Genomic DNA, 25,849 nt, shown 5'->3' on the forward strand with positions numbered 1-25,849 from the left:
CGGGTGCCGGTCAGCCGGCGTTGCGGGCGGCCCGTGCGCGGGCGGTGAGTTCGGCGGCGAGCGCCCACGCCTCGGCCAGGTCCCGGTCCAGGGCGGCGGCACCCGCCCCACCGGCGGTGTCGGCGTGTACGGTCGCCAACCGCAGCCGCCGTTGCAACGGCCCCTGCACCACCCGGACACTCTGGATCCGCGCGTACGGCACCACGACGAGCTGGCGGGTCAACAGCCCGCTGCGGACCGCGAACACCCGGTCGGTCAGCCCGGCACCGAGCACCGGCTGGGCCAGCGGATGCACCCAGCGGGCCCGCCGGGGCGGCGGCGGCAACGGCACGCCGAGATCGACACCGGGCAGCACCTCCGCCATGATCATTTGCCCGGTTCGCAGGTCACCCACCGGCAGCAACTGGTCGGCGCGCTGGTTCGCGTCCGCCTCGACGGAGAACCCGGCCACCTCCAGCCGCAACCGCAGCCAACCCTTCATCCGCCAGAGCAGCGGCCAGGTCGCCCCGACCGCCTGCAACCGGTCCAGCGGTACGGTCTGCGCGCGGGTCTCCAACAGGCCGTGCCGTACGCGCAGGCGCCCGGCACCGTCGCCACCCTGATCGGCTCCGACCCCGCCGCCGGTGTCGTCGCGGGCGAGCTGGAAACTCCAGTCGGCGAGGACCCGGCGCAGGGGCTGCAGGAGCACACCGGCCATCGCGGTCAGCGTGCTGGCCACCGCGATGAACGACCAGGACCCCTCGTTGAGGAACTGGATCACGACGAACGCCACCCCGAACGGGAGCAGCATCGCCTGCGGGGTGAGCAACTGGCTGATCAGCAGGTCCCGGTTGGCGACCGAGTGCAGGTGCCGGCGGGGCATCTCGACCGGCGTCGGTGACTCGACCCGCTCGACACCCGGCCGGGCCGGTGCGGGCGTACGGGCGGCGAGGCCGAGCAGCCGTTCCCGCAGCGCGACCGCGTCGGCCACCGCGACGTACGCCAGCGGTGCCTCCGTCTTGCCCCCGCCGACCACCTCCAGCCGCAGTTCGGCCAGGCCGGTGAGCTGTGCGAGCAGCGGACGGACCACCTCGACGGACTGGAGCCGCTCCAGCGGGATCGCCCGGGTACGCCGCCACAGCAGGCCCTCGTGGATCCGCAGCTCCCGGCCGACCACGTGATAACCGGTGTTGTACCAGCTCACCAGGGAGAGCACGACGGCGCCGAGCAGCAGCACCGTGACCATCCCGGCGTACCAGCCCAGTCCCACCCGGCCCAGGGTCTGCCAGGAGAGCGCGGCGACGATCACCACCAGGGAGTTCGCGCCGTGCAGCAGCGGACTCAGTGGATGCAGCCGCTGCCGAGGCTCGACCAGCGGTTGCTCGGTGAACGACGGCTCGGTGCGGGGTGGCGCGGTCGCGGGTGGCTGGGCGAGCGGCGGTTCGGGTACCGGCGGCTCGGTCACAGTCCCTCCGCGCGGTCTTCGCCGAGCGCGGTGAGCCGGTCGCGCAGCCGGGACGCCTCGGCCGGACGCAACCCCGGCACCCGGGCGTCGCTCGCCGCGGCGGCGGTGTGCAACTGCACGGTGGCCAGGTCGAAGGCGCGTTCCAGGGGACCGGCGCTGACGTCGACGAACTGCATGCGGGCGTACGGCACGATCGACAACCGGCGGACCAGCAGGCCGTGCCGGACCAGCAGGTCGTGGTCGCGCTCGGCGTACCCCCAGGCGCGTACGGCCCGGACGATGGCAATGGCCCGCCAGCCGGTGAGCAGCGCGGCCAGGCCCAGGGCGAGCCCGAAGAGCCAGTGGCCGGTCAACGCCCAGCCGACGCCGAGCGCGGCGAGCACCACCACCATGCCGGCGGCCAGCCGCAGCAACTCGACCCAGATCAGGTCACCGGAGACCGGCTGCCACCGTACGGTCTCCGGCCACGGCTCCAGCGGGCTGGTCGGACCGGCTGACGGGCCCGGCTGGTCCGGTCCGGCCGGTTGCGGTGCCGGGCCGGGTCCGCCCGGGTGGCTCACCGGGTCACCAGGCGGTGCCGGTGACCGCCGCTGGCCGTGGCACGGCCCCGGAGGAGATCGTTTTGCTCGCTCACGGTTCGAGCGTAGGCGATGGGTCCACCGGTGCCACCTCACGCAGGAAACCGCGCGCGCCAAGGAAGTCGCCGAGGCTCTGCCGATGGTCGGCACAGGCGAGCCAGGTCTTGCGTCGCTGCGCGTCGTGCAGCCGGGGATTGTTCCAGCGCAGGGCCCAGATCGCCGTCGCCCGGCAACCCTTCGCCGAGCAGACCGGGATCATCGGGGACGGCTCGGAGTCGGTCACCCGGCGAGTGTACGGAGGCACGGCGCACGGGTCGGGGCGTGCAGCGCCGGTCGCGGCGGGGTGTGTCGAAGAAGACGGCGCCTGTCGAAGGGGACGGCGTGCGTCGAGGAAGGCGGCCCGGACACGGCAAGGGCAATAAGATCGCCGGGCGACCACGGGGGGAGCCGCCCGGCGACGGCTGAATCGTACACGTCACCTGCCCCGTCCTGTCTACCCGCGCCCGACGTTTCGCGTTCCGCCGGTGGGCGGCGGACCGCCGCGGCGCGGCGGTCCCCGGTTCCGCCGCGACCGGCCCGCGATAAAACGTCTTCTCGCCACCCGGTCACTCAGCCGGACGTGCGAGGCTTGGTGCGGCAGTCCCTCGCCGAACTTTTCGATCACGCGACCCCGCTGTGGAGGACCGGTGGCCCAGCCGACCACGCCCGATGCCCCGACACCGACCGAATCCGCCAACGGCGGCCCCGCCAAGGGCACTACCCCGGCGGAGGATGCGACCCTGCTCGAACGCGCGTTGTTCGAGGTCAAGCGGGTGATCGTGGGTCAGGACCGGATGGTGGAGCGGATGTTCGTCGCCCTGCTCGCCCGCGGGCACTGCCTCCTGGAGGGGGTGCCCGGGGTGGCCAAGACCCTGGCGGTGGAGACCCTCGCCAAGGTCGTCGGCGGCACCTTCTCCCGGGTCCAGTTCACCCCGGACCTGGTGCCGGCCGACATCGTCGGCACCCGGATCTACCGGCAGTCGAGCGAGAAGTTCGACGTCGAACTCGGTCCGGTGTTCGTCAACTTCCTGCTCGCCGACGAGATCAACCGGGCCCCGGCCAAGGTGCAGTCGGCGTTGCTGGAGGTGATGTCGGAGCAGCAGGTCTCGATCGGCGGGCAGACCCACCAGGTGCCGAACCCGTTCCTGGTCATGGCCACCCAGAACCCGATCGAGCAGGAGGGGGTCTACCCCCTGCCCGAGGCGCAGCGCGACCGGTTCCTGATGAAGATCCTGGTGGGCTACCCGACCGACGCCGAGGAACGCGAGATCGTCTACCGGATGGGGGTCAGCCCGCCGGAGCCGGTGGCCGTGTTCAGCCCGACCGAACTGATCGCCCTGCAACGCAAGGCCGACCAGGTGTTCGTGCACAACGCGCTGGTCGACTACACCGTACGGCTGGTGCTGGCCACCCGTACGCCGGCGGAGCACGGGATGCCCGACGTGGCGCAGCTCATCCAGTACGGCGCCAGCCCGCGCGCCTCGCTCGGCATCGTCCGGGCGACCCGGGCACTGGCCCTGCTGCGCGGGCGGGACTACGCGCTGCCGCAGGACGTGCAGGACATCGCCCCGGACATCCTGCGCCACCGGTTGGTGCTCAGTTACGACGCGCTCGCCGACGACGTGCCGGCCGACCACATCGTCGGCCGGGTGATGTCCACGATCCCGCTGCCCTCGGTCACCCCCCGGCAGAACGCCGCCCCGGTGCCGCCCACCCCCGCGCAACCGGCCGGTGCCTGGCCCGGACGGTTGCCGTGACGCCTGCCGCCGCCGGACCGGCGACGTCGGGCGCGGGATCGGCGGCCTCGGCGGCCACCTCGGCGCGGGCCGATGCGGTGCTTTCCCGGTTGCAACTGCTGGTCACCCGCAAACTCGACGGCCTGTTGCAGGGGGACTACGTCGGCCTGCTGCCGGGGCCGGGCAGTGAGGCGGGGGAGTCCCGGGAGTACCGCCCGGGTGACGACGTACGCCGGATGGACTGGCCGGTGACGGCGCGGACCACCCTGCCGCACGTCCGGCGTACGGTGGCCGACCGGGAACTGGAGACCTGGCTGGCGGTGGACCTGTCGGCCAGCCTCGACTTCGGCACCGGGCAGTGGCTCAAACGGGACCTGGTCGTCGCGGCGGTGGCCGCGGTCGCGCACCTGACCGTACGCGGTGGGAACCGGATCGGCGCCGTCGTCGGCACCGGTGGCTTCGGCGGGACCACCCGTCCGGTCGCCGGCCGGACCGGGACCCCCACCCCGCCGAACGTGCTCCGGCTGCCCGCCCGACCGGGCCGCAAGGAGGCGCAGGTCCTGCTCCGGGCGATCGCGCACACCGAGATCAAACCGGGTCGCAGTGACCTGGGCGCCCTGGTCGACATGCTCAACCGGCCCCCGCGCCGCCGTGGGGTGGCGGTGGTGATCTCCGACTTCCTGTCGCCGCCGGAACAGTGGGGCCGGCCGGTACGCAAGCTCGCCGTCCGGCACGACGTGCTGGCGATCGAGGTGGTGGACCCGCGCGAACTGGAGCTGCCCGACGTCGGGGTGCTCGCGCTGGTCGACCCGGAAACCGGCCAACTGCACGAGGTGCAGACGGCCGATCCCCGACTGCGGCGTCGGTACGCCGAAGCCGCGTCGGCCCAACGGGCGGCGATCGCCCACCAGCTGCGCGCCGCCGGGGCGGCGCACCTGCGGCTGCGGACCGACTCAGACTGGCTGCTGGACATGGTGCGTTTCGTCGCCGCGCAGCGGCACGCACGTACCAGGGGGACGACTCGATGATCCGTTTCTTGCAACCGTTGTGGCTGCTGGCGTTGCTGCCGGTGCTCGCCGTCGCCGGAGCGTACGTCTGGCGGCAGTTGCGCCGCCGCGAGTACGCCGTCCGGTTCACCAATGTGGACCTGCTGCGGACCCTGGCGCCGAAGGGTCTGGGTTGGCGCCGGCACGCTGCGGCGAGCGCGTTCCTGCTCAGCCTGGCGATCCTGGCGACCGCGATGGCCCGACCGTCGATCGACACCGAGGAGCCGCTCGAACGGGCCACCGTCATGCTCGCCATCGACGTGTCGTTGTCGATGGAGGCGGACGACGTGGCACCGAACCGGTTGGAGGCGGCGCAGGAGGCGGCCAAGCAGTTCGTCGCCGAGCTGCCGCCGTCGTACAACCTGGGGTTGGTGGCGTTCGCGAAGTCGGCGAACGTGCTGGTGCCGCCGTCGAAGGACCGGCCGGCGGTGACCCAGGCGATCGACGGGCTGGTGCTGGCCGAGGCGACCGCGACCGGTGAGGCGGTGTTCACCTCCCTGGAGGCGATCCGGTCGGTGCCGGCCGACGGGGCTCAGGGGATTCCGCCGGCCCGGATCGTGCTGCTCTCCGACGGTTTCCGGACCTCGGGACGGTCGGTGGAGGAGGCGGCCGCGGCGGCGGCGGCGGCGAACGTACCGGTTTCCACCATCGCCTTCGGCACCGACTCGGGTCAGGTCGACATCGGTGGGCAGGTCCAGCGGGTGCCGGTGGACCGGATGGCCCTGGCCCAGCTCGCGGAGACCACCCGGGGTTTCTTCTACGAGGCCGCGTCGGTGACCGAGCTGAAGCAGGTCTACCAGGACATGGGGTCGTCGATCGGGTTCCGGACCGAAGCCCGCGAGGTCACCCAGTGGTACGCCGGATTCGCCCTGCTCTTCGCGCTCTGTGCGGCGGCGATGAGTCTGCTGTGGACGTCCCGGCTGCCCTGACGACGGTATGTCCCTGACGGGCTGGCCGACCTGACGGTCGGCCGGCCGGTCAGGGGGTTCCGCTGACCAGGACGAACAGGACCAAGACCCACATAGCGGCAAGGGTGAAGCCCAGTGGGGCAACAAAACGGTGCATGGCTTGACTCCCCGGTGGCGGCTCAGACGGCCGGCGCCGGCAAGTCCTGGCCGGCGGGGCCTGAGGGAAAGGACGCACACACGAAGTCGTGACCGGGCGGCTCCACGCATCCCCGACGCACACCGCGGCGGGGTTCACACCACACTGCGTCCACCGCCGGCCGGAGCCGGGGTGGACGGGTTGGTGCGAGAAGCGGGGCTGGGTCAGTTCACCGGCCGAGTCGTGGCTCAGCGGGACTGACGAGCGGCCCGGCCACGACTAGGAGGATCGCTACTTCGCACAGCGATCACCTCCACCTGTCGAACCGGACCGGAACGCAACGATCGTACACCCGCCCCGCGCTGGGACGAATTCCGCCGATCATCCGGTCCGTACCCTCCCTGAACGGCCTGCCCACGCGCGCGCCGGGACCGTGCCGGGCGGTCCGGGCGGCGGCTGACCAGGAGCGCCAGGACCGTGGCGAACAGCGGCAGCCAGGCCAGCCGGGCGACCACCCAGAGCGGACGGTCCGGGACGGTGTGCAGGCCGGTCAGGGCGGCGCCGCCGGACAGCCGGGCACCGAGCACGGTCACCGTCACCAGGGCCGTCTGGTGCCACAGGTACACCGACATCGACGCGCCGTTGACGGCCAGGACCGGCGCCGACCACCGGGGCCGTTCCAGCAGCCGGGCCAGTCCCGGCCGGAGCAGCAGTGCGCAGCCGACCTGGGCGAGCGCGAGACAGACCGTGAACAGCGACGGCGGGTCGAGGTTGGACCGGCCGGCACCCGGCACACCGACCGCGCTCGCCGGGTAGCCGGCGACCAGGACCAGCGCGGCCATCCCGGCAACCCCACCGAGGATCAACCGGGTTCCGGTCCGCCGATCGCGCGGCTCCCCGCCGGCCAACGCCACCCCGATCGTGTACGGGACCAGCCAGGCGCCGACCACGCCCAGCGGCACCACCCAGCCCGGTACGCCACCGGGGCGCACCCGCCCGGTCAGGTCGACCACCGCGACCAGTACGACCGCCGGCAGCACCACGCCGAGCACGCCCACCCGCCGCAGTGCCCCGCGCAGTGGTCGGGTGAGCAGCACCAGCGCGACGAACGGCAGCAGGAACCAGAGTGGGCTGACCACCAGCGTCGCCACGGTCCGCAGGGTCGCCACCGGAACACCGCCCAGCACCGCGACCGCCAGTACGCCACCCCAGCAGCCGAGCAGTACGCCGACCGGCCCGACCAGCCGCCCCAGCCGTCGCCCGTACCAGAGCCGGTAACCGCCCCTCGCGTCGTTGTGGGGGCGGGACGAGTCGAGGGAGCGGACCGAGGCGTAACCACCGGTGAAGAAGAACAGGCCGAGGGTCTGGAGCAGCCAGGTGACCGGCACCAGCGCCGGCATCGAGGCGAGCGGGCTGGCCTGGGTGAGCGTTCCCGCCGGTGTGAGTACCAGCGCGGTCACCAGCCAGTGGCCGAGCACCACCCCGCCGATCGCGTACGCCCGCAGCCCGTCGATGCCCCGGTCCCGGCTCACCGGGACACCTCCGCCCCACGGCCGAGCGCGACCTGGGCGATCGCGCTCAGGGCACCGGTGCCGGGGACGAGGTAACCGTCATGTCCGGTCACCCCGTCCGTCGGCAGGGTCAGGGCCCCGAACGCCGGATCGGCCGGTCTGGTGCCGTGCCCGAGGCCGAGCAGCCGTACCTGCGGGATGCGGCGGATCCAGTCGGCCGGTGCCTCGGCCGCCCACACCCGGGCCGTGCTGTGCAGGTCGCCCACGCGATCGGCACCCATACCGATGCCACCCACGGTCACCAGGTCGGTCACCTGGGCCGGCAGGCCGGGCGCGGCCAGGCCGACCACCACCGCCCCGTAGCTGTGTCCGACCAGCGTGATCGTCGCCGCCGGCCGGTGCGCCGCCAGCGACTCGGTCAGCGCGGTCAGCCTCGCCGCGCCGGACCGTGCCCTGCTCTCCCGGACGGCGGCCCAGCCGAGCCCGTCCGGCGGGTCGTAACCGAGCCAGGCGAGCACCGCGACCCGAGCGCGGGGGTCGTCGGCGCGCAGTTGGTCGTACAGGTGACGGGCCTGCGTCGCCGGGGCGCGGCGGGCGACCCCGCCCAACCCCCGGTCGAAGTCGCGCAGCGTGGTGTCCACCCCCGGCACCAGGACCACTATCCGGTCGGCGGTGGCCAGGTCGCCGAGGACCTCGACCGCGAGCCCGTCGCCGCGTGGGTCGAAGGCCAGGAACCGGCGTCCCGCGTCAACCCACCCCGCGTACGGCGCACCCGCCGCCCGCATCGCCGAGGCCACCACCGGGTACGCCCCGACGAACCCGCCGACGACTGCCTGCGTCCCGACTGCCTGCGTCCCGACTGCCTGCGTCCCGGCTGCCGAAGCCGGTGGTGGGCGCAACAGTGCCGGCGGTGAGCCGAGCAGTCCCAGCCCCAGCAGCAGCACCACCGACCCGCGTAGCGGTAGTCGTCGTATCGTCGCCCGTCGCGTCATCGCGAATCCCCGTCCGGTCGTCACCGACCCGGATCGGTCGGCGTGGACCGGAAGAATGCGGACTCGGCCACCGCCTCCGCGTCACTCCGGAGAGCCGTTCCCGGCGTACCTCCACGGTGCTACTCCCCGGCGGCGACCAGGCCCGACTCGTACGCGACGACAACCGCCTGGGCGCGGTCGCGCAGGCCCAGCTTGGCCAGGATCCGGCCGACGTGGGTCTTGACCGTCTGCTCCGCCACCACCAGGTCGGTGGCGATCTCCCCGTTCGAGCGGCCGCGCGCGATCAGCCGGAGCACCTCGGTCTCCCGCGCGGTGAGCGCGGCCAACGAGGTCGGCCGGGGCCGGTCCGGGGCGGGGCGGGCGGCGAACTCGGCGATCAGTCGGCGGGTCACCGCCGGGGCGAGCAGGGCGTCACCGGAGGCGACCACCCGGACCGCGTGCACCAGTTCGGCGGCGGGCGCGTCCTTGAGCAGGAAGCCGCTGGCTCCGGCCCGGAGCGCCTCGAAGACGTAGTCGTCCAGGTCGAACGTGGTCAGGATGAGCACCCGGGGGCGGTCGGCGGCCCGGTCGCCGAGCAGTTGCCGGGTCGCGGCCAGCCCGTCGAGGACCGGCATCCGTACGTCCATCAGCACCACGTCCGGGTCGAGCCGGCGGGCGGCGCTGACCGCCTCGGCACCGTTGGCGGCGTCGCCGACCACCAGCAGGTCGGGCTGGGCGGCGAGCAGGGCGCCGAAGCCCTGCCGGACCATCGCCTGGTCGTCGGCGATCAGCACCCGGATCATCGGGCTTCCCCCTCGGTGGTCTGGTACGGCAGCACGGCGGTCACGGTGAAGCCGTCCACGGTCGGCCCGGCGGTGAACGTACCGCCGAGCAGTCGGGCCCGTTCGCGCATCCCGATCAGCCCGTGCCCGGCCGGTGACTCGGTCGGGCCGGGCGTACCGCCGGTGTTGTCGACGCGTACGCCGAGATCCTGTTCGCCCGGTCGCAGGGTGACCCGGACCGGCGCGCCCGGGGCGTGCCGGGCGGCGTTGGCCAGCGCCTCCTGGACGATCCGGTACGCGGCCAGCCCGACCGCCTCCGGCGGCTCCGGTGCCCCGGCCGGCGGGGTGCCCTGCTCCAGGGTCACCGTCATGCCGGCCCGCCCGGCGGTGTCGACCAGTTCCGGCAGGTCGGCGAGTCCCGGCTGCGGTGCGGTCTGCGGGGTGCCGGACTCGCTGCGCAGCACGCCGAGCAGTCGCCGCATGTCGGTCAGGGCGCTGCGCGCCGAGGCGGCGATCGCGGTGAACTCGGCCCGCGCCGGCTCCGGCAGCGCGTCGAGCCGGTACGGCGCCGTCTCCGCCTGCACCGCGATCATCGACATGTGGTGGGCGACCACGTCGTGCATCTCCCGGGCGATCCTGGTGCGTTCCTCCAGCACCGCCCGCCGCGCCTGGGCCAGCTCGCTGAGTTCGGCCTGCTCCGCCAGGGCCTGCTGGCTCATCCGGCGCCGCCGGATCTGGTCCCCGACGACGAGTACGGCGACCACGAGGACCACCACCCCGTACGCGTTTCCGCGTTCCGGGACGGTCGCGAAGACCGGGACCAGGGTGAGCAGACCGGCCCAGGCGGCGACCCCGGTCGGCACCCGGGAGGCGAGCACGACGAGGACGAACAGGAAGCCGACGATCTGGACCGGGTTCCACGGCCAGGGCTCGTCCGGGGTGGCGTCGACGGTGCCGAGGAAGAGCAGGGGGTAGGCGATCCGCCAGGCCCAGAGTGATCGGCGGGGCGCCAGCGCCACCGGCAGCGTCGAGCCGATCGCCAGCCCGATCGCGTACGGGCCGGGCAGGTCACGAGTGTCGATCAGGTACCCGATGGCGACGAAGGTGAGGCCGGTCAGCGCCAGCACGGCGACCGGGATCAGCACCCGCCGCAACCGTCCCCACCGGCGCGTCGGTTTCCCCGGCCGGTGCCGCTCGTCCGGGCCGACGAGCAGCCGGCGCAGGTCCCCCACTGCGGCGCGGACCGGGTCGTCGGGTTGCTCCATCCCCCGAACGCTACGGCGCGGGCTCCGACCGGTCGTCACGCTCGGGTGCGATCCTGCTCGTCGTACCCAGGTATGACGGACCGGTTCGGGTCGGTGGCCGGACCGGACCAGTTGCCGGGTCGGTGTGGCGCGGCCCGTTCTGACCTGGCCCGCGTTACTGCTTACCTACCGGTAGCGCCTAATCTCCAACCCGCACCACCCGTACCGGAAGCAAGATCGTGCACCACCCGTACGTAGAGCAGTCCCGTACGCAGAGCAAGGGGGAGAGACCATGGCCCGCACCGTGCTGGTGACCGGGGGCAACCGCGGCATCGGTTTGGCCATCGCGCAGGCGTTCGCCAAGCAGGGCGACCGGGTGGCCGTCACCTACCGGGGCACGCCTCCGGCCGACTTCTTCGGCGTCCAGTGCGACGTCACCGACGCCGCCGCCGTGGACGCCGCCTTCACCGCGGTGGAGGCCGAGTTCGGCCCGGTCGAGGTGCTGGTCGCGAACGCCGGCATCACCAAGGACACGCTGCTGATGCGGATGTCCGAGGAGCAGTTCACCGACGTGGTCGACACCAACCTGACCGGCGCGTTCCGGGTCGCGAAGCGGGCGGCCACCAAGATGGTCCGGGCCCGCTGGGGCCGGATGATCTTCATTTCGTCGGTCACCGGCCTCTCCGGCAACCCCGGGCAGGTCAACTACGCGGCGAGCAAGGCCGGGCTGGTCGGCGTCGCCCGTTCCATCACCCGCGAGCTGGGCACCCGTAACATCACCGCCAATGTCGTCGCCCCCGGTTTCGTCGACACCGACATGACCGCCGAGCTGTCGGAGGACCTCAAGGCGGCGTTCCGCAAGTCGGTCCCGGCCGGCCGGTTCGCCTCCCCGGACGAGGTCGCCGGCGTCGTCACCTGGCTGGCCAGCGACGCCGCCGGGTACGTCACCGGCGCGGTCATCCCGGTCGACGGCGGCCTCGGCATGGGCCACTGAGCCGGACGGGACCACCCGCACGCGCTCGACAACACGCACCCAACCTTTGGAGGAGCTACACGTGTCTGGACTCCTGGCCGGTAAGCGGCTGCTCGTCACCGGTGTCATCACCGACCAGTCGATCGCCTTCTCGGTGGCGAAGCTCGCCCAGGAGAACGGCGCGACCGTCGTCCTCACCGGGTTCGGGCGGCTCTCGCTGGTCGAGCGGATCGCCAAGCGGCTGCCGGCGCCCGCGCCGGTGATCGAGCTGGACGTGACGAACGCCGAGCAGTTGGCCGGGCTCGCCGACCGGGTACGCGAGCACGTCGACGGCCTCGACGGGGTGGTGCACTCGGTCGGGTTCGCGCCGGCGAGCTGCCTCGGTGGGGGCTTCCTCGACGCCCCGTGGGAGGACGTGGCCACCGCGCTGCACGTCTCCACGTACTCGTACAAGTCGCTGGCGATGGCGGCGCTGCCGCTGATGTCGTCCGGCGGTTCGGTGGTCGGGCTCACCTTCGACGCCACCAAGGCGTGGCCGGTCTACGACTGGATGGGCGTGGCCAAGGCCGGGCTGGAGTCCGCCTCCCGCTACCTGGCGCTGCACCTGGGCAAGAAGGGGATCCGCAGCAACCTGGTCTCGGCCGGTCCGCTGCGCACCATGGCGGCCAAGTCGATCCCCGGTTTCGAGCAGTTCGAGAACGCCTGGGCCGAGCGCGCCCCGCTGGGCTGGGACCTGACCGACCAGGAACCGGCCGCGCGGGCCTGCCTGGCGCTGCTCTCCGACTGGTTCCCGGCCACCACGGGTGAGATCGTGCACGTCGACGGCGGATACCACGCCCTCGGCGCCTGACGCGTCCGGTAGGGCCCCGGGGTAACCGCGCTCGCTCCGGCCCGGGGTCCTGCCACGCCGCGCGCGTGGCCGCGCGAGAATACGTTCCATGGCGTACGAGGCACTGCTGCTGGTCGGATTCGGCGGCCCGGAACGGCCCGACGACGTGTTGCCGTTCCTGGCGAACGTGACCCGAGGCCGTGGCGTGCCCCCCGAGCGGCTGGCCCAGGTCGCCGAGCACTACCAGCACTTCGGTGGCGTCTCCCCGATCAACCAGCAGAACCGTGACCTGCTCGCGGCGATCCGGGCCGACTTCGCCGCGAACGGGGTCGACCTTCCGGTCTACTGGGGCAACCGGAACTGGCACCCGCTGCTCGCCGACACCGTGGCCGAGATGCGCGCCGACGGGATCGGCACCGCCCTCGCCTTCGTCACCAGCGCGTACGGCGGCTACTCCTCGTGTCGGCAGTACCAGGAGGACCTGGTCGCCGCCCGCTCGGCGGTCGGGCCGGAGGCGCCGATGATCGACAAGCTGCGCCAGTTCTGGGACCACCCCGGCTTCGTCGAGCCGCACGCCGACGCGGTCCGGGCCGCGCTGGGCACGCTCGACCCGGCCCGCCGGGCCAGCACCCGGCTGGTCTTCACCGCCCACTCGGTGCCCACCGCGATGGCCGCCGCCGCCGGACCCCAGGGCGGACGGTACGTGGCACAGCTACGCGAGACCGCCGCCCTGGTCGCCGCCGCGGCAGCCCCCGACCTGCCGTACGACCTGGTGTGGCAGAGCCGGTCCGGCCCGCCGCACGTGCCGTGGCTGGAGCCGGACATCAACGACCACCTCGCGGTGCTGGCCGCCGACGGGGTCAGCTCGGTGGTGGTCAGCCCGATCGGGTTCGTCTCCGACCACCTGGAGGTGGTGTGGGACCTGGACACCGAGGCTGCCGCCACGGCGAAGCAGCTCGGGCTGGACTACGCCCGCGCCGCCACCCCCGGCACCGATCCCCGGTTCGTCGCCATGGTGCGGGAGCTGGTCATCGAGCGGGTTAACCCGCCGGATACGTCGCCGCGACGTCGCCTGGGTACGCTCCCGGTCTGGGACACCTGCCCGGCGGGTTGCTGTGTGCCTGCCCGGCGCCCCTGACCACCGGGTCGGGACCGCGGGCGGGACGAGGCGTAGCGAGGGGACGGCATGAGGGATCGGAAGCCCGTGCAGAGCTGGCTCACCGACATGGACGGCGTGCTGGTGCACGAGGGACAGCCGGTACCGGGGGCGCCCGAGTTCATCAACCGGCTGCGCTCGTCCGGCAAGCCGTTCCTGGTGCTGACCAACAACTCCATCTACACCCCACGGGACCTCCAGGCCCGGTTGGCCCGGATGGGCTTCGAGGTGCCCGAGCAGGCGATCTGGACGGCGGCGCTGGCCACCGCACAGTTCCTCGCCGACCAGCGCCCCGGCGGCACCGCGTACGTGATTGGCGAGGCGGGGCTGACCACGGCCATGCACGCGGTCGGTTACATCCTCACCGACTTCGCCCCGGACTACGTGGTGCTGGGGGAGACCCGGACGTACAGCTTCGAGGCGATCACCAAGGCGGTCCGGCTGATCGAGGCCGGGGCCCGTTTCATCTGCACCAACCCGGACGTGACCGGGCCGTCGAACGAGGGTTTGCTGCCGGCCGCGGGTTCGGTCGCGGCGATGATCTCGAAGGCGACCGGGGTGGAGCCGTACTTCGTCGGCAAGCCCAATCCGATGATGATGCGGTCGGCGCTGAACACCATCAACGCGCATTCCGAGTCCACCGCGATGATCGGCGACCGGATGGACACCGACATCCTCTGTGGACTGGAGGCCGGGCTGGAAACCATCCTGGTGCTCACCGGGATCAGCACCAAGATCGAGGCGGAGCGTTACCCGTACCGGCCGTCGCGGATCATCAACTCGGTGGTCGACCTGATGGACGAGATCTGACCCGAGCGCGGGTGGGTCGGGTCAGGCGGCCAGCGGGGCGTTGCAGGCGGCCACCAGGGCACGCCGGCAGGCCACCGTCAGCGGACGCAGGGCGGCGTCGCGCTGCTGTGCCTCGTACCCGTTGACCGCACCGCCCGGTGCGACGTGTTCGGCCAGTGCCAACACCTGGTCGAGCACGCTGGCCCGGGCGAACAGCCGGCGGGCCCGTGGGTCGAAGCCCGGCGGCAGGTCGGTCCCGCCGTCCGGCCGGCGCAGCGCGGCCAGGGCACCGGCCAGCTCGGGCCGCCAGTGGGCCACGTCGAGCCGGGTCAGCGCCGCGGTCGCCTCGGCGAGGGCGGTGGACAGATCGGCCTCGGCCTCGGCCGGACCGGGACTGCCGAGTGCCGCGGCGGGCGCGGTCTCCGGCAGCGGGTAGACCCGCCACAGCACGGTTTCGAAGGTCACCCCGGAGCCGGAGGTGTGATTCCGCACCTCGGGGATCAGCCCCAGCGTGCCGGCGACCACCGCCTCGCCCGCGACCAGCGCCGCACCCGCGAACGGTCCGGGGCCGGGCAGGCCGCGCGGATCGCCGGGCGCGGGCAGCACCAGCCGGATCTCGTCCGGGGAGAGCTTCGACAGGGTGGGCAGGGCGTCGGCGAGCGGCACGTCGGTCCAGGTGCCGGGAGCGTCGGCGACGAGATGTTCCTCGTCACCGGCCACCTCGTCGGCGACCTCGTCATACGGCACCAGCCCGGCGCGCCATGCGCGTACCCAGGCCACGAACCGGCTCGACCGGCGCGGCGCAAGGGTCGCCGCGCCCGTTGCGGGGGACATGCAGGCAAGGGTACGTGTTCACCGCGGCCCTGTCTCGGCCCCCGGCCCGGCGGCGCGTCTGCATCACCGCTCACCCGAATCGGGTTAGCGTCCCCGGCATGGGGAGGATGTACGGCAAGGATGTGCTCGCCGGTGACTGGCGGCGACGCCGGACGGTGCCGGAGGTGGACGCCGAGCCGGACCTGGTGGTGGAGGACGCCGACTCGGGGTTCTGTGGCGCCGTGGTCGGGTTCGAGTCGGGTGCGGTGGTGCTGGAGGACCGGCGGGGTCGGCGACGCAACTTCCCGTTGCTGCCGGCGGCGTTCCTGCTCGACGGTTCGCCGGTCACGTTGCGCCGGCCAGCGCCGGCCAAGCCTCCGGCCGGGCGCCAACGCACCGCTTCCGGTTCGGTCGCCGTGGCCGGCGTACGCGCCCAGGTGGCCAAGGCCAGCCGGATCTGGGTCGAGGGGATCCACGACGCCGCGTTGGTGGAGCGGATCTGGGGCGACGACCTGCGGATCGAGGGTGTGGTGGTGGAGCCCCTCGACGGCATCGACGAACTGGCCGCGCACGTACGCGACTTCGGGCCCTCCCCGCAGCGTCGACTCGGGGTCCTGGTCGACCACCTGGTGGCGGGTTCGAAGGAGAGCCGGATCGTGGCCGGGGTGACCTCCCCGCACGTGCTGGTGACCGGGCATCCGTACGTCGACGTGTGGCAGGCGGTGAAGCCGGCGAAGCTGGGCATCCGGGCGTGGCCGGTGGTGCCGCCGGGGCAGCCGTGGAAGGAGGGCGTCTGTGCGGCGCTCGGGGTGGCCGAGCCGGCGGAGATGTGGCGGTTGATCCTGTCGCGGGTGTCGAGCTTCCACGACGTCGAGACCCCGTTGATCAACGCGGTCGAGCGGTTGATCGACTTCGTCACCGTCCCGCAGGACTGATTCGTCACCGTCCCCGGAACCGAACCGGGACCGTCGCCCCTTGACCCGTGGGCCGAGACTGATGGCCATGCATACGGGGGACGTGGGCGGGGACCGGCGGATCGGCCTCGGGTGGCGGGTGCTGATCGTGTTGGTCGCCGGGGTGGTGATCTGGCGATCGGTCTACGGGGTCGCCGAGTGGATCTTCGGCTCGGGGTACGACCGCGCCGGTCACGTGTTCCGGGCGGTCGCGATCACCGCGCTGGTCGTACCGATGGTGGTGCTGGCCCGCCGGTTCCTGGACCGGCGCCCGTGGGCCGGCCTGCGACTCGCCCCGCCGTCGCAGGGCTGGCGGCCGTTGCTGGTCGGTGCCGCCGCGTACCTCGTCCCGCTCCCGATCGGCCTGGCCGTGGTCCTGGGGCTCGGCTGGGCGACGCTGAGCGTGCACGCCTCCGTTGGCGAGGTGGTCCTGTCCGCCGCCGGGCTGCTGCTGCTCGTCCTCCTCTACGAGGCGCTGCCCGAGGAGCTGATCTTCCGGGGGTACCTCTACCGAAACCTGGTGACCGCGGTGCCGGCGTGGCTGGCGGTGTGTGCCCAGGCGGTCCTGTTCAGCCTCTTCGGCCTGGCTCTCGGTGCCGACGCCGGGCGGGCGGTGATCTTCCTCGGGTTCGGGTTCGTCCTCGGCCTGATCCGGATGGTGACCGGCAGCCTGTGGGCCCCGATCGGCTTCCACCTGCTGTTCCAGACCTGCGCGCAGCTCGCCGGCCCGGACTGGGACCTGGTCACGGTCACCAACCGGGAGACGCTGGAGATCGCCGCGCTCGGCACGATCCCGATCGGCCTGGGTGCGGTGGCCATCCGCCTGCTGCACCGGCACCCGGCGGTCGACCAGACCGCCCGTGAACCGGACCCGGCCCCGATCGGCTGAGCCGAGCGGTCGCGGCCGGGCGCGCCGAGCCGGGCCTGGGTCAGTCGAGCCGGTCCGGGTCGCGGGTGAAGACGAAGGTCGCGATGTCCAGCGTCCGTACCGCGCCGGCCGGGTCCCGGCGTACGGCCAGGATCTCGCCGTCGTTCATCCCGGACCTGCCCCGCCAGTGGTCGGCGTCGACCCGGCCGAACCGCCACGGCGCCGCCCCGGCCGGGCGGAGCAGGGAGAACACCAGTTCCTCCGCCGCACCGTCCCAGGACACCTCGAACTCCCGACCCATCCACCACCACCGGCCGGTCAGCTCGGCCACCGTCGGCTCGGGGGGTCCGGCGGCGGGACGCCACGGCTTGACCGGTTCGGGTTCGTGGTCGAGCACCTCGGTCAGCAGGTGACGGGTGGTGGCGCCGATCGAGCCGCTGCGGAAGCCGTACGCGTTGGCGAAGGTGACCACCCCGGTCCGCGACCGCCGGTGCACCGCCAGACCGGCGACGTAGCCGGGCATCGAACCGCCGTGCCCCACGTAGACCCGTTCATCGGTGCGGTACAGCTCCAGGCCGAGCCCGTGCCCGGAGGTCCACGACTCCGGGTCGCCGATCGCCACCGGAACGCACATCTCGGTCACCGTCTCCGGTGCGATCACGGCCGGGTCCGGGTCGGCCAGGAACGCCGCCCACCGGGCCAGGTCGGGCACGCTGGCCCAGAGCTGCCCGGCCGGCGCCATCGCACCGGTGTCCGTACGGGGTTCCTCGCGCAGCGTCCCGTGCCACGGGTGGACCAGGTAACCACGGGCGAACGGCTCCTGCGCCCGGTACGACGTGCGGGTCATCCCCAGCGGGCCGAGCAGGCGTTCCTGGATCAGCTCCCACCACGACTGCCCGGTGAGCCGCTCCAGTACGCCGCCGAGGAGCCCGTACGCCAGGTTCGAGTAGTGGTAGGTGCGGTGCGGCGGGTGGGCGAGCTTGGCCGGGGTGAGTCCGGCGAGCAGGTTGTCCAGGTCCACGCCCTCGGACCGTTCCCACCAGCCGTTCCCGTCGGGTTCGCGTTGCAGGCCGCTGGCGTGCCCGAGCAGTTGCCGGAGGGTGACCCGGCCGACGGGGGTGCCGGGCAGGTGCCGGTCGAGCGGGTCGTCCAGGTCCACCCGGCCCTCGTCCCGCAGCCGGAGCACCAGGACGGCGGTCATGGTCTTGGTGATCGAGCCGATCCGGAACTGGGTGGTCGGGTCCTGGGGTGGTTCACCGGCGCTGCTCACGTGGGTGAGCACCCCGTCGCGGACCACCCCGGCGACGAGCGTCGGCACCGCCGCGTCCGCCTGGGTACGGATCACCAGGTTGTCGAGGCGTCGGGTGGTCTCGAGCAACAGTGCCATGATCATCGGCTCCCTGGGTCGACGCCGGACGGCGACCGGGTACGGCAAGCGGTGATCCTACCGACCCGGACGATCTTCGGCGGTCGGCACGACGTGCGCGGCCGTGACAGGATTCAATGGTGGAACCCCTGCTGTGGATCATCCTGGGCGTCGGGTTGCTGGTGGCCGAGATCTTCACCACGACGCTCTTCCTCCTCATGTTCGGCATCGCCGCGCTCGCCACCGCAGGCGTCGCCGCCCTCGGTGCACCGGTCGCGGTGCAGGTGCTCGTCTTCGCCGTGGTGTCGGCGCTGAGCGTGGTCGCGGTCCGGCCGGTGATCCGGCGGCACCGACGATCGGCGCTGGAGAGCGGCGAGACGCCGTTCGGGGTCGAGGCGATCGAGGGGTCGGATGCCCTGGTGCTGGAGCAGGTGGACACCCACCACGGGGTGGTCAGGATCGACGGTGAGATCTGGACCGCCCGCTCCTACGACGTCACCCAGGTGTTCCAGCCCGGAGAACGGGTCCGGGTGATCGAGCTCAAAGGTGTCACCGCCATGGTCTGGCGGGATGATTCATCTACCGACGCACTACCAGATACGAAAAGGTGAGCGGTATGGATGTGGCGATAGCGGTGCTGTTCGCCGCCGTGGCTCTGCTCGTCGTGATCACGTTCGCCAAGGCGGTACGGATCGTGCCGCAGCAGCGGCAGGATGTGGTCGAACGGCTCGGAAAATACAAGCGCACCCTGAACCCGGGGCTGAACCTGCTGGTGCCGTTCATCGACGCGGTACGCACCAAGGTCGACATGCGCGAGCAGGTGGTCAGCTTCCCGCCCCAGCCGGTGATCACCTCGGACAACCTGGTCGTCTCGATCGACACGGTGCTCTACTTCAAGGTGGTCGACTCGGTCCGGGCGACCTACGAGATCTCCAACTTCCTCCAGGCGATCGAGCAGCTCACCGTCACCACCCTGCGTAACGTCATCGGCTCGCTCGACCTGGAGCGGGCGCTGACCAGCCGCGAGGAGATCAACCGGCACCTGTCCGGGGTGCTCGACGAGACCACCGGCCGGTGGGGCATCAAGGTCACCCGGGTGGAGATCAAGGCGATCGAGCCGCCGGCCAGCATCCGGGACTCGATGGAGAAGCAGATGCGCGCCGAGCGGGACCGCCGGGCCGCGATCCTGAACGCCGAGGGGCAGAAGCAGTCCCAGATCCTCACCGCCGAGGGTGAGAAGCAGGCCGCCGTACTACGCGCCGACGGTAACCGGCAGGCCCAGATCCTCCAGGCAGAGGGGCAGGCGAAGGCCATCCGTACCGTCTTCTCGGCGATCCACCAGTCGAACCCGAGCCAGAAGGTGCTCGCCTACCAATACCTTCAAGCGTTGCCGCAGATCGCCAACGGGCAGGCCAGCAAGATCTGGGTCGTACCGGCCGAGCTGACCAAGGCGCTCGAAGGACTCGGCGGCGCGCTCGGCGGGCTGGCCGGGGCCGCGCATGACGTGCCCACACCGGAGGCGGAGAGCGACGCGAGCGCCGTCGAGCGCGAGGCCGCCGAGGCGGCACGGGCCGCCGCCGCAGCCGCCCAGGAGGTGCACGACCAGGTACGCGCAGCCGAGGCGCAGGTGAGTTCCCGACCGGCCGCCCAGCCGCAGGGGCTGCCCGCCCCGGAGCCGGTCCCGCCGGCCAGCCTGCTTGGTGACACGACCGCCAGCCAGGAGCCCAACGAACGGGCCTGACCGCTCGCCGCAGGACAGCACCGCCCCGGTCACCAGACCGGGGCGGTTCGTTTATGCCCACCGTGGTACGAACCCGGCACGGTCCGGGAAACGAGTGGGGCGGAAAACGGCGAAGCCGCGCGCCGCTACTTCGGGGTTTGTCACGATCGGGCTGGAGCCGGGGGCGGCGACCGGGTTCGGGTCGCCGGAGTCGGATCGATCCCCGGCGCGACCGTCCGGCCAGTGGAGCGAGGTGACGCATGAGCCACCCGATGAAGCCCAAGCGATCGGTGACGGGGCCGTCGTCCGTACGCCGGTCACCGGCCCGCCCGACCAGGCCGGGCGGCGGGTTCGACCTGCTTCCCTTCTTCGAGGAGGGCGCCGAGCCCCAACCCGCCACCGACACCACCTGGGCCTGGTCGTTGCGCAAATTCGCCCGCGGGGCGGTCTGGATCCTGCCCGGATCCGCCGTCCTGTACGGCGTCGTCACCCTCGTCGGGGACGGTCCGACACCAGCCTCGGCCGACGGCCACTCGTTCCCGCTGGTCCTGTGGGTCATCGCGACCCTGCTGAGCCTGCTGGGACTGATGGCGATCACGGGGCTGCTGGTGACCGCGCGCAGCCGGGGCACCGCGACCGCAGGCCTGCTGGTGGCCCTCGCCGGCGCGATGCTGATGCTGCCCTTCGCCGGACTGCCCGAAGAAACCACGCTGTACGGCGGCGCCGGACGCGCGCTGGCCCTGACGGGCGCCAGCTTCTACACCCTGGGCTGGGTGCTGTCCGGCTGGGCGGTGCTGCACTCGGGGGTGTTCAGTTACTCCGACGGATGGTTGCTGATGTTCGCCGCGCCGATGGTCGGCGTCGGCGGCATGGCGATCGGTCTGCTCCAGACACTCGGCGCGTTGCTGGTGCTGGCTGCCGGAATCGGGATCGCCTGGCGGGCCGGCCGGTTGCTGCCCCCGGTCGGTCGGCCCCGACTCGTGGAGGCGATGGCCGACGGGGCCGAGGCGGTCGCGGCGAAGGTCGCGTCCGGCAGCCAACTCGCCGGCCCGTAACCGGGCGCGGGCGGTCGGCGGTCCGGCTCGGCAGCGAAGAGCCGGCACTTCCGGTCTCGCGGACGGCCGGGCTCGCCCGGGGTCCGGCGGCGATGCCGTTGCTGCGGGCCCCGGCCCGGTTGGGTCACCATGGACAGACGAACGGGCCCGGCCACCAACTGGTGACCGGGCCCGTTGTCCCGCCCTGCCGGCGTTACGTCACCGGCGTCCCGGGTTCAGACTCCGGGCTGGTCGGCCGGCGCCTCAGTGGGCCCGACGGCCGGGGTGGCGGCGGTGACCGTGATCCGCTGCGGTCCGGTCCCGGCGTACGCGCCGGTCACCCGGACGCTCAGCACGCCCGCGTCGTACGACGCGCTGACCGCGTCGGCCGTCACGTGCGTGGGCAGGGTGAAGGATCGGCGGAACGAGCCGTAGCGCAGCTCGCGCAGGCTCCGGCCGCCCTGCTCCCCGGTCCGCTCGTCGCGGCGCTCACCGCTGACGACCAGCAGACCACGGTCGACCTCGACCGAGACGTCGTTGGCGATGTCCAGTCCGGGCAACTCGACCCGGACCAGTGCGTCGTCCCCGTCCCGGCTGATCTCGGCGGCCGGCGTGAAACGTGCGGGCTGGTTGGCGGGTCGCGTCACGACCGGGCCGAAGGCATTACGGACCAGGGCGTCGAACTCCGCGAACGGGTCGCGCCGGGTCCACAGCGAGAGAGTGCTCATCGGTTTCTCCTCGGGTGCCACTGGGCCGGTCCCTCTTCGACCGGCACCCGGTACAACTTGAGTCGACCCGACTCAATTCCTGTCCGTGGCGCAGGTCACGGTCCCTCCATCGTGGCCGGACCCGAACTGTCGGCCGGGTCGCCGGCGCCGGCCTTCCGGCTGGCCTCGTGACAACCTAGGCCGTAACCAGCATCGGCTCGTACGTGCCGTGCTCGCTGACCGGGAGGTAGGCGTGATCGGCGGCAGCCGCGTGCAGCCGCTCCAGCACGCCGTCCGGCGGTGGCAGGTGCAGGGCGTCACGCAACCGTGCCCGTTGCGCGTCGAGGTCCGGCCAGTCCTCCCGGATCTCCCTCTCGGCCTCGTCGAGCCGCTCCCGCAGGGCGGCGCCGCCATCGGTGCCGTACGGCAGTGACAGTGCGTCGTGCAGGCTCGGCAGTTCGATCACGGCGGCCAGGGCGTCGGCCAACCCGATCGCGATCAGCCCACCCTCGCCCTCCGACCCGGCGTACACCACCGGCCGCTCCTCGCCGCCGCTCCCGGCGAACAGGAACGCGCCACCGGACGCGTCCCCGGCGAACATCTCCAACGGTTCCCCGCCCGCCAGCCGGACCGGCTCCACCGGCCCGTGCTCCGTACGGGAAAAGTCCAGGTCGCAGAGGCTGGCCAGGAGATCGGCGAGCCACGGTGTGGTGGTTATCAATGTCAGGCGCTCGACGTCGGGCATCCCGGGACCGTACAACCGTCGTCCGGACCGCTCGCGGGTGGACCCTCGGGGTCCATTGAGGCCGGGTAACGGCAGGCCCGATGCGGGGTTAACGGCACGGATGCGCTAGTGTTCAGTCCAGCGACGCGGGGTGGAGCAGCTCGGTAGCTCGCTGGGCTCATAACCCAGAGGTCGCAGGTTCAAATCCTGTCCCCGCTACAGAGTAAGACCAGTTCAGAGCCCGTCTCCTGCAAGTTTGGGAGGCGGGCTCTTGCTTGTTCGGTGGGCAATAGGTGGGCGAACGGAGCGTCACGACGTGGCAAATGGCGACGGTGGGTGCTCGCGGGCGGTGAGGGCTCGACGGCAGCGGCCAGTGCCGCGCCGCTGATCAGGATCTCGACCGTCTCCAGGCCCATCTCGAGTGGTTGCTTGTGACGAGCGGCGACCTGGGCCGCACCCCTCGTGGCAATGGACGTGGCGGCGGCCTCATCGAAGTCGGACATGCACCGAGCATCAGTGAGGCGTAGCAGTGCCGACGGACGGATCCGGATCCGCTCCAGGAGCGAGCGGCGGGATCCGTCCGTTCGGTGATTCAGCGGCGGGTTGAGTCGGCTGCCTTCTCCAGTAGGTCGGCGACGGCCGCCGGGTGGGCGACTGGAACGTTGTGCGCGCTGCGTACCTCGACCGTGGTCGCGCCGGCCCGCTTCGCCATGAACCGCTCGGCGGTCGGTGGGATCGCCCGGTCCTCTGTCGCCACGAGGGCGTATTCGCGGACCGACGACGGGACGGTCCTGGTCGCCTTGTCGTCGAACGCGGCCGCGTTGATCGGCCGCTGGCTGGCCGCCGCGGCGGCGGCTTCCGACGCGGGTGTGCCGGCGGCGAACACCGCCCGGAAGCTCTCCGGCTTGACGTAGAGATCGGTCACGCCGTCCGGGGTGGTACGGGTGAACGTGGTGTCAGGGCCGAGTAGGGTGCCGGGGAACTGGTTGTTGAGCTGCCCGGCGCTCTCCCCGGCGCGGGGGATGAACGCGGCGACGTACACCAGCGCCTTGACGTCCGGATCGGTTGCGCCGACCTCGCTGATCAGCATGCCGCCGTACGAGTGTCCGGCCAGGACCACCGGCCCGTCGATGCTGTCGAGCACGCTGGCCAGGTACTCCGAGTCCGTCTTCAGACCGCGGAGCGGCACGGCCGGCGCGACCACCGGGTACCCGTCGTGCTGCAGCCGGGTGATGACGTCGTGCCAGGCCGAGGCGTCCTCCAGTGCACCGTGTACGAGCACCACAGTCGGCTTCGGCCGCTCGTGTCCCCGGTCCGCGGCGAGGGCGGCCCCGCCGCTCGCGACCGTCAGCAGTACGGTGCCGGCGACCGCCGCCGCCCAGCGTGTGCGTCGACTCATTTGTGCTCACCGCCCTCGACCGCGTCGATGATGACGCGGGCGACCCGGGCCGGCTGGGAGCCGGCGACGGAGTGTGAGGCGTCGATCTCTACCGTGATGGATTCGCTGCGGCGGGCCATGGCGCGCTGCGCTTCGGGGTGGATCGACCCGTCGCGCGTGGCCACCACGTACCAGGTGGGCAGGTCGGTCCAGCTGGCCTTGCCAGCGGGCTCGCCGAACGCTCGGGCCAGGATCGGCCGCTGGCTCACCGCGAGTACGTCGGTCACCCCGGTTGGCAGGTCGGCCGCGAAGATCTGATGGAACTTGTCCGGGGCGATGAACAGCTCCACCTCGTCGCCGCCGTCCGCGGTGGTGAAGTGGCTCTCGACCAGTGACGTACCCAGCTCGGTCGCCGGGAACTGTCCGAGGTATCCGAGGGCGGTCTCGTTCTCCGTGAGCGCGAACGCGGTCACGAAGACCAGGCCGGTTACGTTGTCCGCCCGGCTGGCCGCCTCGCTGATGACGATGCCGCCGTAGGAGTGCCCGACCAGGACCACCGGACCGTCGATGGCCCGGACGAAGTTGGCGAGGTGTCCGCCGTCGACCCGCCCGCCGCGTAGTTCGTTGGCGAAGACGCGGACATCCACGCCCGCGTCCCGCAACGTCGCCACCACCCCGGCCCAGCTTGACATGTCCGCGAACGCGCCGTGTACCAGGACCGCAGTGGGCTTCTTCTCGTTCATCGCTGTACACCTCTCTCGTGCCGGTTTGACCGGTGCCTGCAATGCAACCGCAGGCGTCACGGGTACGGATCACGTGAACGTCGGGATTGCGGCTCCGGCCCCGATCGCCGATGCCTGGCGCGTCGGGGAGCCCTGACGCGAACGTAGGAGATTGCCGAGCGTAATCGTGGCCCGGCTCACACGAGCCGGTGTGCGTTGAGCGCGCATGCAGCGCGTACCGCCCAGCGAATACTCTGGGTAACTTGGCGACCACCACTTACCAGGGCATAACGTGCGGGGCATGGATCTGATGCCCTCGGTGGGTTACCGCCGCAACCTTCCTGTCAGCGACCCGGAAAGCCTCGTCGACGTCGAACTTCCGGTGCCCGTGCCGGGCCCGCATGACCTGCTGGTACGGGTCGAGGCGGTGTCGGTGAACCCGGCCGACGCCAAGGTCCGGGCCAACGTCGGTCCGGTCGACGGCGAGGTCAAGGTGCTCGGCTACGACGCGGCCGGTGTGGTGGTGGCGGTGGGGTCCGGGGTGACCCGGTTCGCGGTCGGCGACGAGGTCTACTACGCCGGTTCGATCGGCCGGCCGGGGAGCAACGCCCGGTTCCACGCAGTTGACGAGCACGTGGTCGGGCACAAGCCGACCACCCTCACCTTCGCCGAGGCGGCGGCCCTGCCGCTGACCACCATCACCGCCTGGGAGGCCCTGTTCGACTCGTTCGCCCTGACCGAGGGGAGCACCGGCACGCTGTTGGTGCTCGGGGCGGCCGGCGGCGTCGGCTCGATGGCGATCCAGCTGGCGCGGGTCCTCACCGACCTCACCGTTGTCGCCACCGCCTCCCGGCCGGAGTCCCGCCGGTGGGCCGAGGATCTCGGTGCCCACCATGTGGTCGATCACCGGGATCTGGTCGCCTCGGTCCGCGCGGTCGCCCCGGCCGGGGTCGACTATCTGATCAGCCCGTTCACCGCTGGCAACATCGAGCGGTACGCCGAGATCGTCCGTCCCCGGGGGCACATCGTCGCGATCGACGAGCCGGAGGGCCTGGAGTTGCTGCCGCTCAAGGCCAAGAGCATCAGCTGGCACTGGGAGTTCATGTTCACCCGGCCGTTGTTCCTGCCGACCGACCCGACCCAGCACGATCTGTTGGAGCGGACCGCGCGGCTGGTCGACGAGGGCCGGATCCGGACGACGCTGACCACTCAGCTCGGTCCGATCGACGCGGCCAACCTGCGCCGGGCACACGAACTGGTGGAAAGCTCCGCGACCATCGGCAAGGTGGTCATCGCCGGCTTCGACCGGTGAGGCGGATCCGGCGCGGCCTGTTGGGCTGGACAGGTCGCGCCGGACCTGCTGGTTGCCGGCGACCGTAACCGGCCGGGCGGACGACGTGAGCCCGCTCCTCGTACCCTGAC

26 protein-coding genes and 1 tRNA gene are annotated in these 25,849 nt (G+C 72.3%); 14 read left to right on the top strand and 13 right to left on the bottom strand.

The annotated features are described in order from the left end of the window. Window positions 1–10 precede the first annotated feature (10 nt). From ACWEFB_RS18950 to ACWEFB_RS18960, 3 genes are all read right to left on the bottom strand, one after another. Window positions 11–1,444, bottom strand: coding sequence for a PH domain-containing protein (locus ACWEFB_RS18950; protein ID WP_452287054.1), 1,434 nt, complete (start codon window positions 1,442–1,444; stop codon window positions 11–13). After that, window positions 1,441–2,004, bottom strand: a complete 564-nt coding sequence (locus ACWEFB_RS18955) for a PH domain-containing protein (protein WP_442791989.1) — start codon at window positions 2,002–2,004, stop codon at window positions 1,441–1,443. The genes ACWEFB_RS18950 and ACWEFB_RS18955 overlap by 4 nt, the downstream gene beginning before the upstream one ends. 70 nt (window positions 2,005–2,074) lie before the next feature. Then, window positions 2,075–2,305, bottom strand: coding sequence for a hypothetical protein (locus tag ACWEFB_RS18960; RefSeq protein WP_442791990.1), 231 nt, complete (start codon window positions 2,303–2,305; stop codon window positions 2,075–2,077). 403 nt (window positions 2,306–2,708) lie between these two features. Between ACWEFB_RS18960 and ACWEFB_RS18965 the strand changes: the two genes are divergently transcribed. Genes ACWEFB_RS18965 through ACWEFB_RS18975 form a run of 3 tightly spaced genes read left to right on the top strand, consistent with a single transcriptional unit; the run spans window position 2,709 to window position 5,772 of the window. After that, window positions 2,709–3,818: an AAA family ATPase gene (locus tag ACWEFB_RS18965; protein WP_326557004.1), complete on the top strand. Its 1,110-nt coding sequence runs from the start codon at window positions 2,709–2,711 to the stop codon at window positions 3,816–3,818. Further along, window positions 3,797–4,825 carry a DUF58 domain-containing protein gene (locus ACWEFB_RS18970; protein WP_452287141.1) on the top strand — a complete coding sequence of 343 codons (1,029 nt, stop codon included), beginning with the start codon at window positions 3,797–3,799 and terminating at the stop codon, window positions 4,823–4,825. The genes ACWEFB_RS18965 and ACWEFB_RS18970 overlap by 22 nt, the downstream gene beginning before the upstream one ends. Beyond that, the gene (locus ACWEFB_RS18975) at window positions 4,822–5,772 is read left to right on the top strand and encodes a VWA domain-containing protein (protein ID WP_452287057.1); all 951 of its coding nucleotides are present in this window, start codon (window positions 4,822–4,824) and stop codon (window positions 5,770–5,772) included. The genes ACWEFB_RS18970 and ACWEFB_RS18975 overlap by 4 nt, the downstream gene beginning before the upstream one ends. 363 nt (window positions 5,773–6,135) lie before the next feature. On the opposite strand, the gene ACWEFB_RS18980 is transcribed toward ACWEFB_RS18975, so the two are convergent. The 4 genes from ACWEFB_RS18980 to ACWEFB_RS18995 all read right to left on the bottom strand — a co-directional run bounded on the left by ACWEFB_RS18980 (window position 6,136) and on the right by ACWEFB_RS18995 (window position 10,416). Next, entirely contained in the window at window positions 6,136–7,419 is a 1,284-nt protein-coding gene (locus ACWEFB_RS18980; RefSeq protein ID WP_452287059.1) for an acyltransferase family protein, read from the bottom strand. Then, window positions 7,416–8,390 carry an alpha/beta hydrolase gene (locus ACWEFB_RS18985; protein ID WP_452287061.1) on the bottom strand — a complete coding sequence of 325 codons (975 nt, stop codon included), beginning with the start codon at window positions 8,388–8,390 and terminating at the stop codon, window positions 7,416–7,418. The genes ACWEFB_RS18980 and ACWEFB_RS18985 overlap by 4 nt, the downstream gene beginning before the upstream one ends. Before the next feature lie 119 nt (window positions 8,391–8,509). Further along, a complete protein-coding gene (locus ACWEFB_RS18990; RefSeq protein WP_452287063.1) occupies window positions 8,510–9,172 on the bottom strand; it encodes a response regulator in 663 nt (220 codons plus the stop codon). Then, window positions 9,169–10,416, bottom strand: coding sequence for a sensor histidine kinase (locus ACWEFB_RS18995; RefSeq protein WP_452287065.1), 1,248 nt, complete (start codon window positions 10,414–10,416; stop codon window positions 9,169–9,171). Before ACWEFB_RS18995 ends, ACWEFB_RS18990 begins: the two co-directional genes overlap by 4 nt. Window positions 10,417–10,687: 271 nt before the next feature. Here ACWEFB_RS18995 and fabG point away from each other — a divergent pair, with 271 nt between their 5' ends. The 4 genes from fabG to ACWEFB_RS19015 all read left to right on the top strand — a co-directional run bounded on the left by fabG (window position 10,688) and on the right by ACWEFB_RS19015 (window position 14,163). Further along, window positions 10,688–11,389 (top strand): 3-oxoacyl-ACP reductase FabG, encoded by a 702-nt coding sequence (gene fabG / locus ACWEFB_RS19000; protein WP_452287067.1) that lies wholly within the window; start codon window positions 10,688–10,690, stop codon window positions 11,387–11,389. A 61-nt stretch (window positions 11,390–11,450) separates the two neighbouring features. Beyond that, window positions 11,451–12,218, top strand: coding sequence for an enoyl-ACP reductase FabI (gene fabI / locus ACWEFB_RS19005; protein WP_326557011.1), 768 nt, complete (start codon window positions 11,451–11,453; stop codon window positions 12,216–12,218). An 88-nt stretch (window positions 12,219–12,306) separates the two neighbouring features. Further along, window positions 12,307–13,335 (top strand): ferrochelatase, encoded by a 1,029-nt coding sequence (locus ACWEFB_RS19010; RefSeq protein WP_452287069.1) that lies wholly within the window; start codon window positions 12,307–12,309, stop codon window positions 13,333–13,335. A 48-nt stretch (window positions 13,336–13,383) separates the two neighbouring features. Beyond that, window positions 13,384–14,163 (top strand): HAD-IIA family hydrolase, encoded by a 780-nt coding sequence (locus tag ACWEFB_RS19015; RefSeq protein WP_326557013.1) that lies wholly within the window; start codon window positions 13,384–13,386, stop codon window positions 14,161–14,163. A gap of 21 nt (window positions 14,164–14,184) precedes the next feature. On the opposite strand, the gene ACWEFB_RS19020 is transcribed toward ACWEFB_RS19015, so the two are convergent. Continuing rightward, window positions 14,185–14,976, bottom strand: coding sequence for a hypothetical protein (locus ACWEFB_RS19020; protein WP_326557014.1), 792 nt, complete (start codon window positions 14,974–14,976; stop codon window positions 14,185–14,187). 98 nt (window positions 14,977–15,074) lie between these two features. Between ACWEFB_RS19020 and ACWEFB_RS19025 the strand changes: the two genes are divergently transcribed. Further along, window positions 15,075–15,890, top strand: a complete 816-nt coding sequence (locus tag ACWEFB_RS19025; RefSeq protein ID WP_452287072.1) for a DUF3097 domain-containing protein — start codon at window positions 15,075–15,077, stop codon at window positions 15,888–15,890. Window positions 15,891–15,957: 67 nt separating this feature from the next. Continuing rightward, on the top strand, window positions 15,958–16,797 hold the full coding sequence (locus tag ACWEFB_RS19030) for a CPBP family intramembrane glutamic endopeptidase (protein ID WP_452287074.1): 840 nt from the start codon (window positions 15,958–15,960) through the stop codon (window positions 16,795–16,797). 40 nt (window positions 16,798–16,837) lie between these two features. Here the strand turns inward: ACWEFB_RS19030 and ACWEFB_RS19035 are convergent, their stop codons facing one another. After that, window positions 16,838–18,163, bottom strand: a complete 1,326-nt coding sequence (locus ACWEFB_RS19035; RefSeq protein ID WP_452287076.1) for a serine hydrolase domain-containing protein — start codon at window positions 18,161–18,163, stop codon at window positions 16,838–16,840. 119 nt (window positions 18,164–18,282) lie between these two features. On the opposite strand from ACWEFB_RS19035, the gene ACWEFB_RS19040 reads away from it, so the two are divergent. The 3 genes from ACWEFB_RS19040 to ACWEFB_RS19050 all read left to right on the top strand — a co-directional run bounded on the left by ACWEFB_RS19040 (window position 18,283) and on the right by ACWEFB_RS19050 (window position 20,917). Further along, on the top strand, window positions 18,283–18,753 hold the full coding sequence (locus ACWEFB_RS19040; protein ID WP_326557018.1) for an NfeD family protein: 471 nt from the start codon (window positions 18,283–18,285) through the stop codon (window positions 18,751–18,753). A 5-nt stretch (window positions 18,754–18,758) separates the two neighbouring features. Next, entirely contained in the window at window positions 18,759–19,883 is a 1,125-nt protein-coding gene (locus ACWEFB_RS19045; protein WP_326557019.1) for an SPFH domain-containing protein, read from the top strand. A 239-nt stretch (window positions 19,884–20,122) separates the two neighbouring features. Beyond that, window positions 20,123–20,917 (top strand): hypothetical protein, encoded by a 795-nt coding sequence (locus tag ACWEFB_RS19050; RefSeq protein ID WP_452287078.1) that lies wholly within the window; start codon window positions 20,123–20,125, stop codon window positions 20,915–20,917. Between the two features lie 215 nt (window positions 20,918–21,132). Here ACWEFB_RS19050 and ACWEFB_RS19055 read toward each other — a convergent pair whose 3' ends face one another. Both ACWEFB_RS19055 and ACWEFB_RS19060 read right to left on the bottom strand, forming a co-directional pair. Continuing rightward, complete coding sequence (locus ACWEFB_RS19055) at window positions 21,133–21,624, bottom strand: Hsp20/alpha crystallin family protein (protein WP_452287080.1); 492 nt, start codon at window positions 21,622–21,624, stop codon at window positions 21,133–21,135. 175 nt (window positions 21,625–21,799) lie between these two features. Then, on the bottom strand, window positions 21,800–22,348 hold the full coding sequence (locus tag ACWEFB_RS19060; RefSeq protein ID WP_326557022.1) for a hypothetical protein: 549 nt from the start codon (window positions 22,346–22,348) through the stop codon (window positions 21,800–21,802). A gap of 124 nt (window positions 22,349–22,472) precedes the next feature. Between ACWEFB_RS19060 and ACWEFB_RS19065 the strand changes: the two genes are divergently transcribed. After that, window positions 22,473–22,546, top strand: a tRNA-Met gene (locus ACWEFB_RS19065). A gap of 373 nt (window positions 22,547–22,919) precedes the next feature. Here the strand turns inward: ACWEFB_RS19065 and ACWEFB_RS19070 are convergent. Beyond that, entirely contained in the window at window positions 22,920–23,726 is an 807-nt protein-coding gene (locus ACWEFB_RS19070) for an alpha/beta fold hydrolase (RefSeq protein WP_452287083.1), read from the bottom strand. Continuing rightward, on the bottom strand, window positions 23,723–24,448 hold the full coding sequence (locus ACWEFB_RS19075; protein ID WP_452287085.1) for an alpha/beta fold hydrolase: 726 nt from the start codon (window positions 24,446–24,448) through the stop codon (window positions 23,723–23,725). Before ACWEFB_RS19075 ends, ACWEFB_RS19070 begins: the two co-directional genes overlap by 4 nt. A gap of 280 nt (window positions 24,449–24,728) precedes the next feature. Here ACWEFB_RS19075 and ACWEFB_RS19080 point away from each other — a divergent pair, with 280 nt between their 5' ends. Then, window positions 24,729–25,739: a zinc-binding alcohol dehydrogenase family protein gene (locus tag ACWEFB_RS19080; RefSeq protein ID WP_452287086.1), complete on the top strand. Its 1,011-nt coding sequence runs from the start codon at window positions 24,729–24,731 to the stop codon at window positions 25,737–25,739. Window positions 25,740–25,849 lie beyond the last annotated feature (110 nt).

This window comes from Micromonospora sp. NPDC004704 (assembly GCF_053601675.1).

What these genes read in the sequence shown, in the direction of transcription:
- ACWEFB_RS18975 (WP_452287057.1), top strand. Translation starts at nt 4,822, where the DNA reads ATGATCCGTTTCTTGCAACCGTTGTGGCTGCTGGCGTTGCTGCCGGTG.
- ACWEFB_RS18985 (WP_452287061.1), bottom strand. Translation starts at nt 8,390, where the DNA reads ATGACGCGACGGGCGACGATACGACGACTACCGCTACGCGGGTCGGTG.
- ACWEFB_RS18990 (WP_452287063.1), bottom strand. Translation starts at nt 9,172, where the DNA reads ATGATCCGGGTGCTGATCGCCGACGACCAGGCGATGGTCCGGCAGGGC.
- ACWEFB_RS18995 (WP_452287065.1), bottom strand. Translation starts at nt 10,416, where the DNA reads ATGGAGCAACCCGACGACCCGGTCCGCGCCGCAGTGGGGGACCTGCGC.
- fabG (WP_452287067.1), top strand. Translation starts at nt 10,688, where the DNA reads ATGGCCCGCACCGTGCTGGTGACCGGGGGCAACCGCGGCATCGGTTTG.
- ACWEFB_RS19010 (WP_452287069.1), top strand. Translation starts at nt 12,307, where the DNA reads ATGGCGTACGAGGCACTGCTGCTGGTCGGATTCGGCGGCCCGGAACGG.
- ACWEFB_RS19015 (WP_326557013.1), top strand. Translation starts at nt 13,384, where the DNA reads ATGAGGGATCGGAAGCCCGTGCAGAGCTGGCTCACCGACATGGACGGC.
- ACWEFB_RS19020 (WP_326557014.1), bottom strand. Translation starts at nt 14,976, where the DNA reads ATGTCCCCCGCAACGGGCGCGGCGACCCTTGCGCCGCGCCGGTCGAGC.
- ACWEFB_RS19025 (WP_452287072.1), top strand. Translation starts at nt 15,075, where the DNA reads ATGGGGAGGATGTACGGCAAGGATGTGCTCGCCGGTGACTGGCGGCGA.
- ACWEFB_RS19030 (WP_452287074.1), top strand. Translation starts at nt 15,958, where the DNA reads ATGCATACGGGGGACGTGGGCGGGGACCGGCGGATCGGCCTCGGGTGG.
- ACWEFB_RS19035 (WP_452287076.1), bottom strand. Translation starts at nt 18,163, where the DNA reads ATGGCACTGTTGCTCGAGACCACCCGACGCCTCGACAACCTGGTGATC.
- ACWEFB_RS19045 (WP_326557019.1), top strand. Translation starts at nt 18,759, where the DNA reads ATGGATGTGGCGATAGCGGTGCTGTTCGCCGCCGTGGCTCTGCTCGTC.
- ACWEFB_RS19050 (WP_452287078.1), top strand. Translation starts at nt 20,123, where the DNA reads ATGAGCCACCCGATGAAGCCCAAGCGATCGGTGACGGGGCCGTCGTCC.
- ACWEFB_RS19055 (WP_452287080.1), bottom strand. Translation starts at nt 21,624, where the DNA reads ATGAGCACTCTCTCGCTGTGGACCCGGCGCGACCCGTTCGCGGAGTTC.
- ACWEFB_RS19060 (WP_326557022.1), bottom strand. Translation starts at nt 22,348, where the DNA reads ATGCCCGACGTCGAGCGCCTGACATTGATAACCACCACACCGTGGCTC.
- ACWEFB_RS19070 (WP_452287083.1), bottom strand. Translation starts at nt 23,726, where the DNA reads ATGAGTCGACGCACACGCTGGGCGGCGGCGGTCGCCGGCACCGTACTG.
- ACWEFB_RS19075 (WP_452287085.1), bottom strand. Translation starts at nt 24,448, where the DNA reads ATGAACGAGAAGAAGCCCACTGCGGTCCTGGTACACGGCGCGTTCGCG.
- ACWEFB_RS19080 (WP_452287086.1), top strand. Translation starts at nt 24,729, where the DNA reads ATGGATCTGATGCCCTCGGTGGGTTACCGCCGCAACCTTCCTGTCAGC.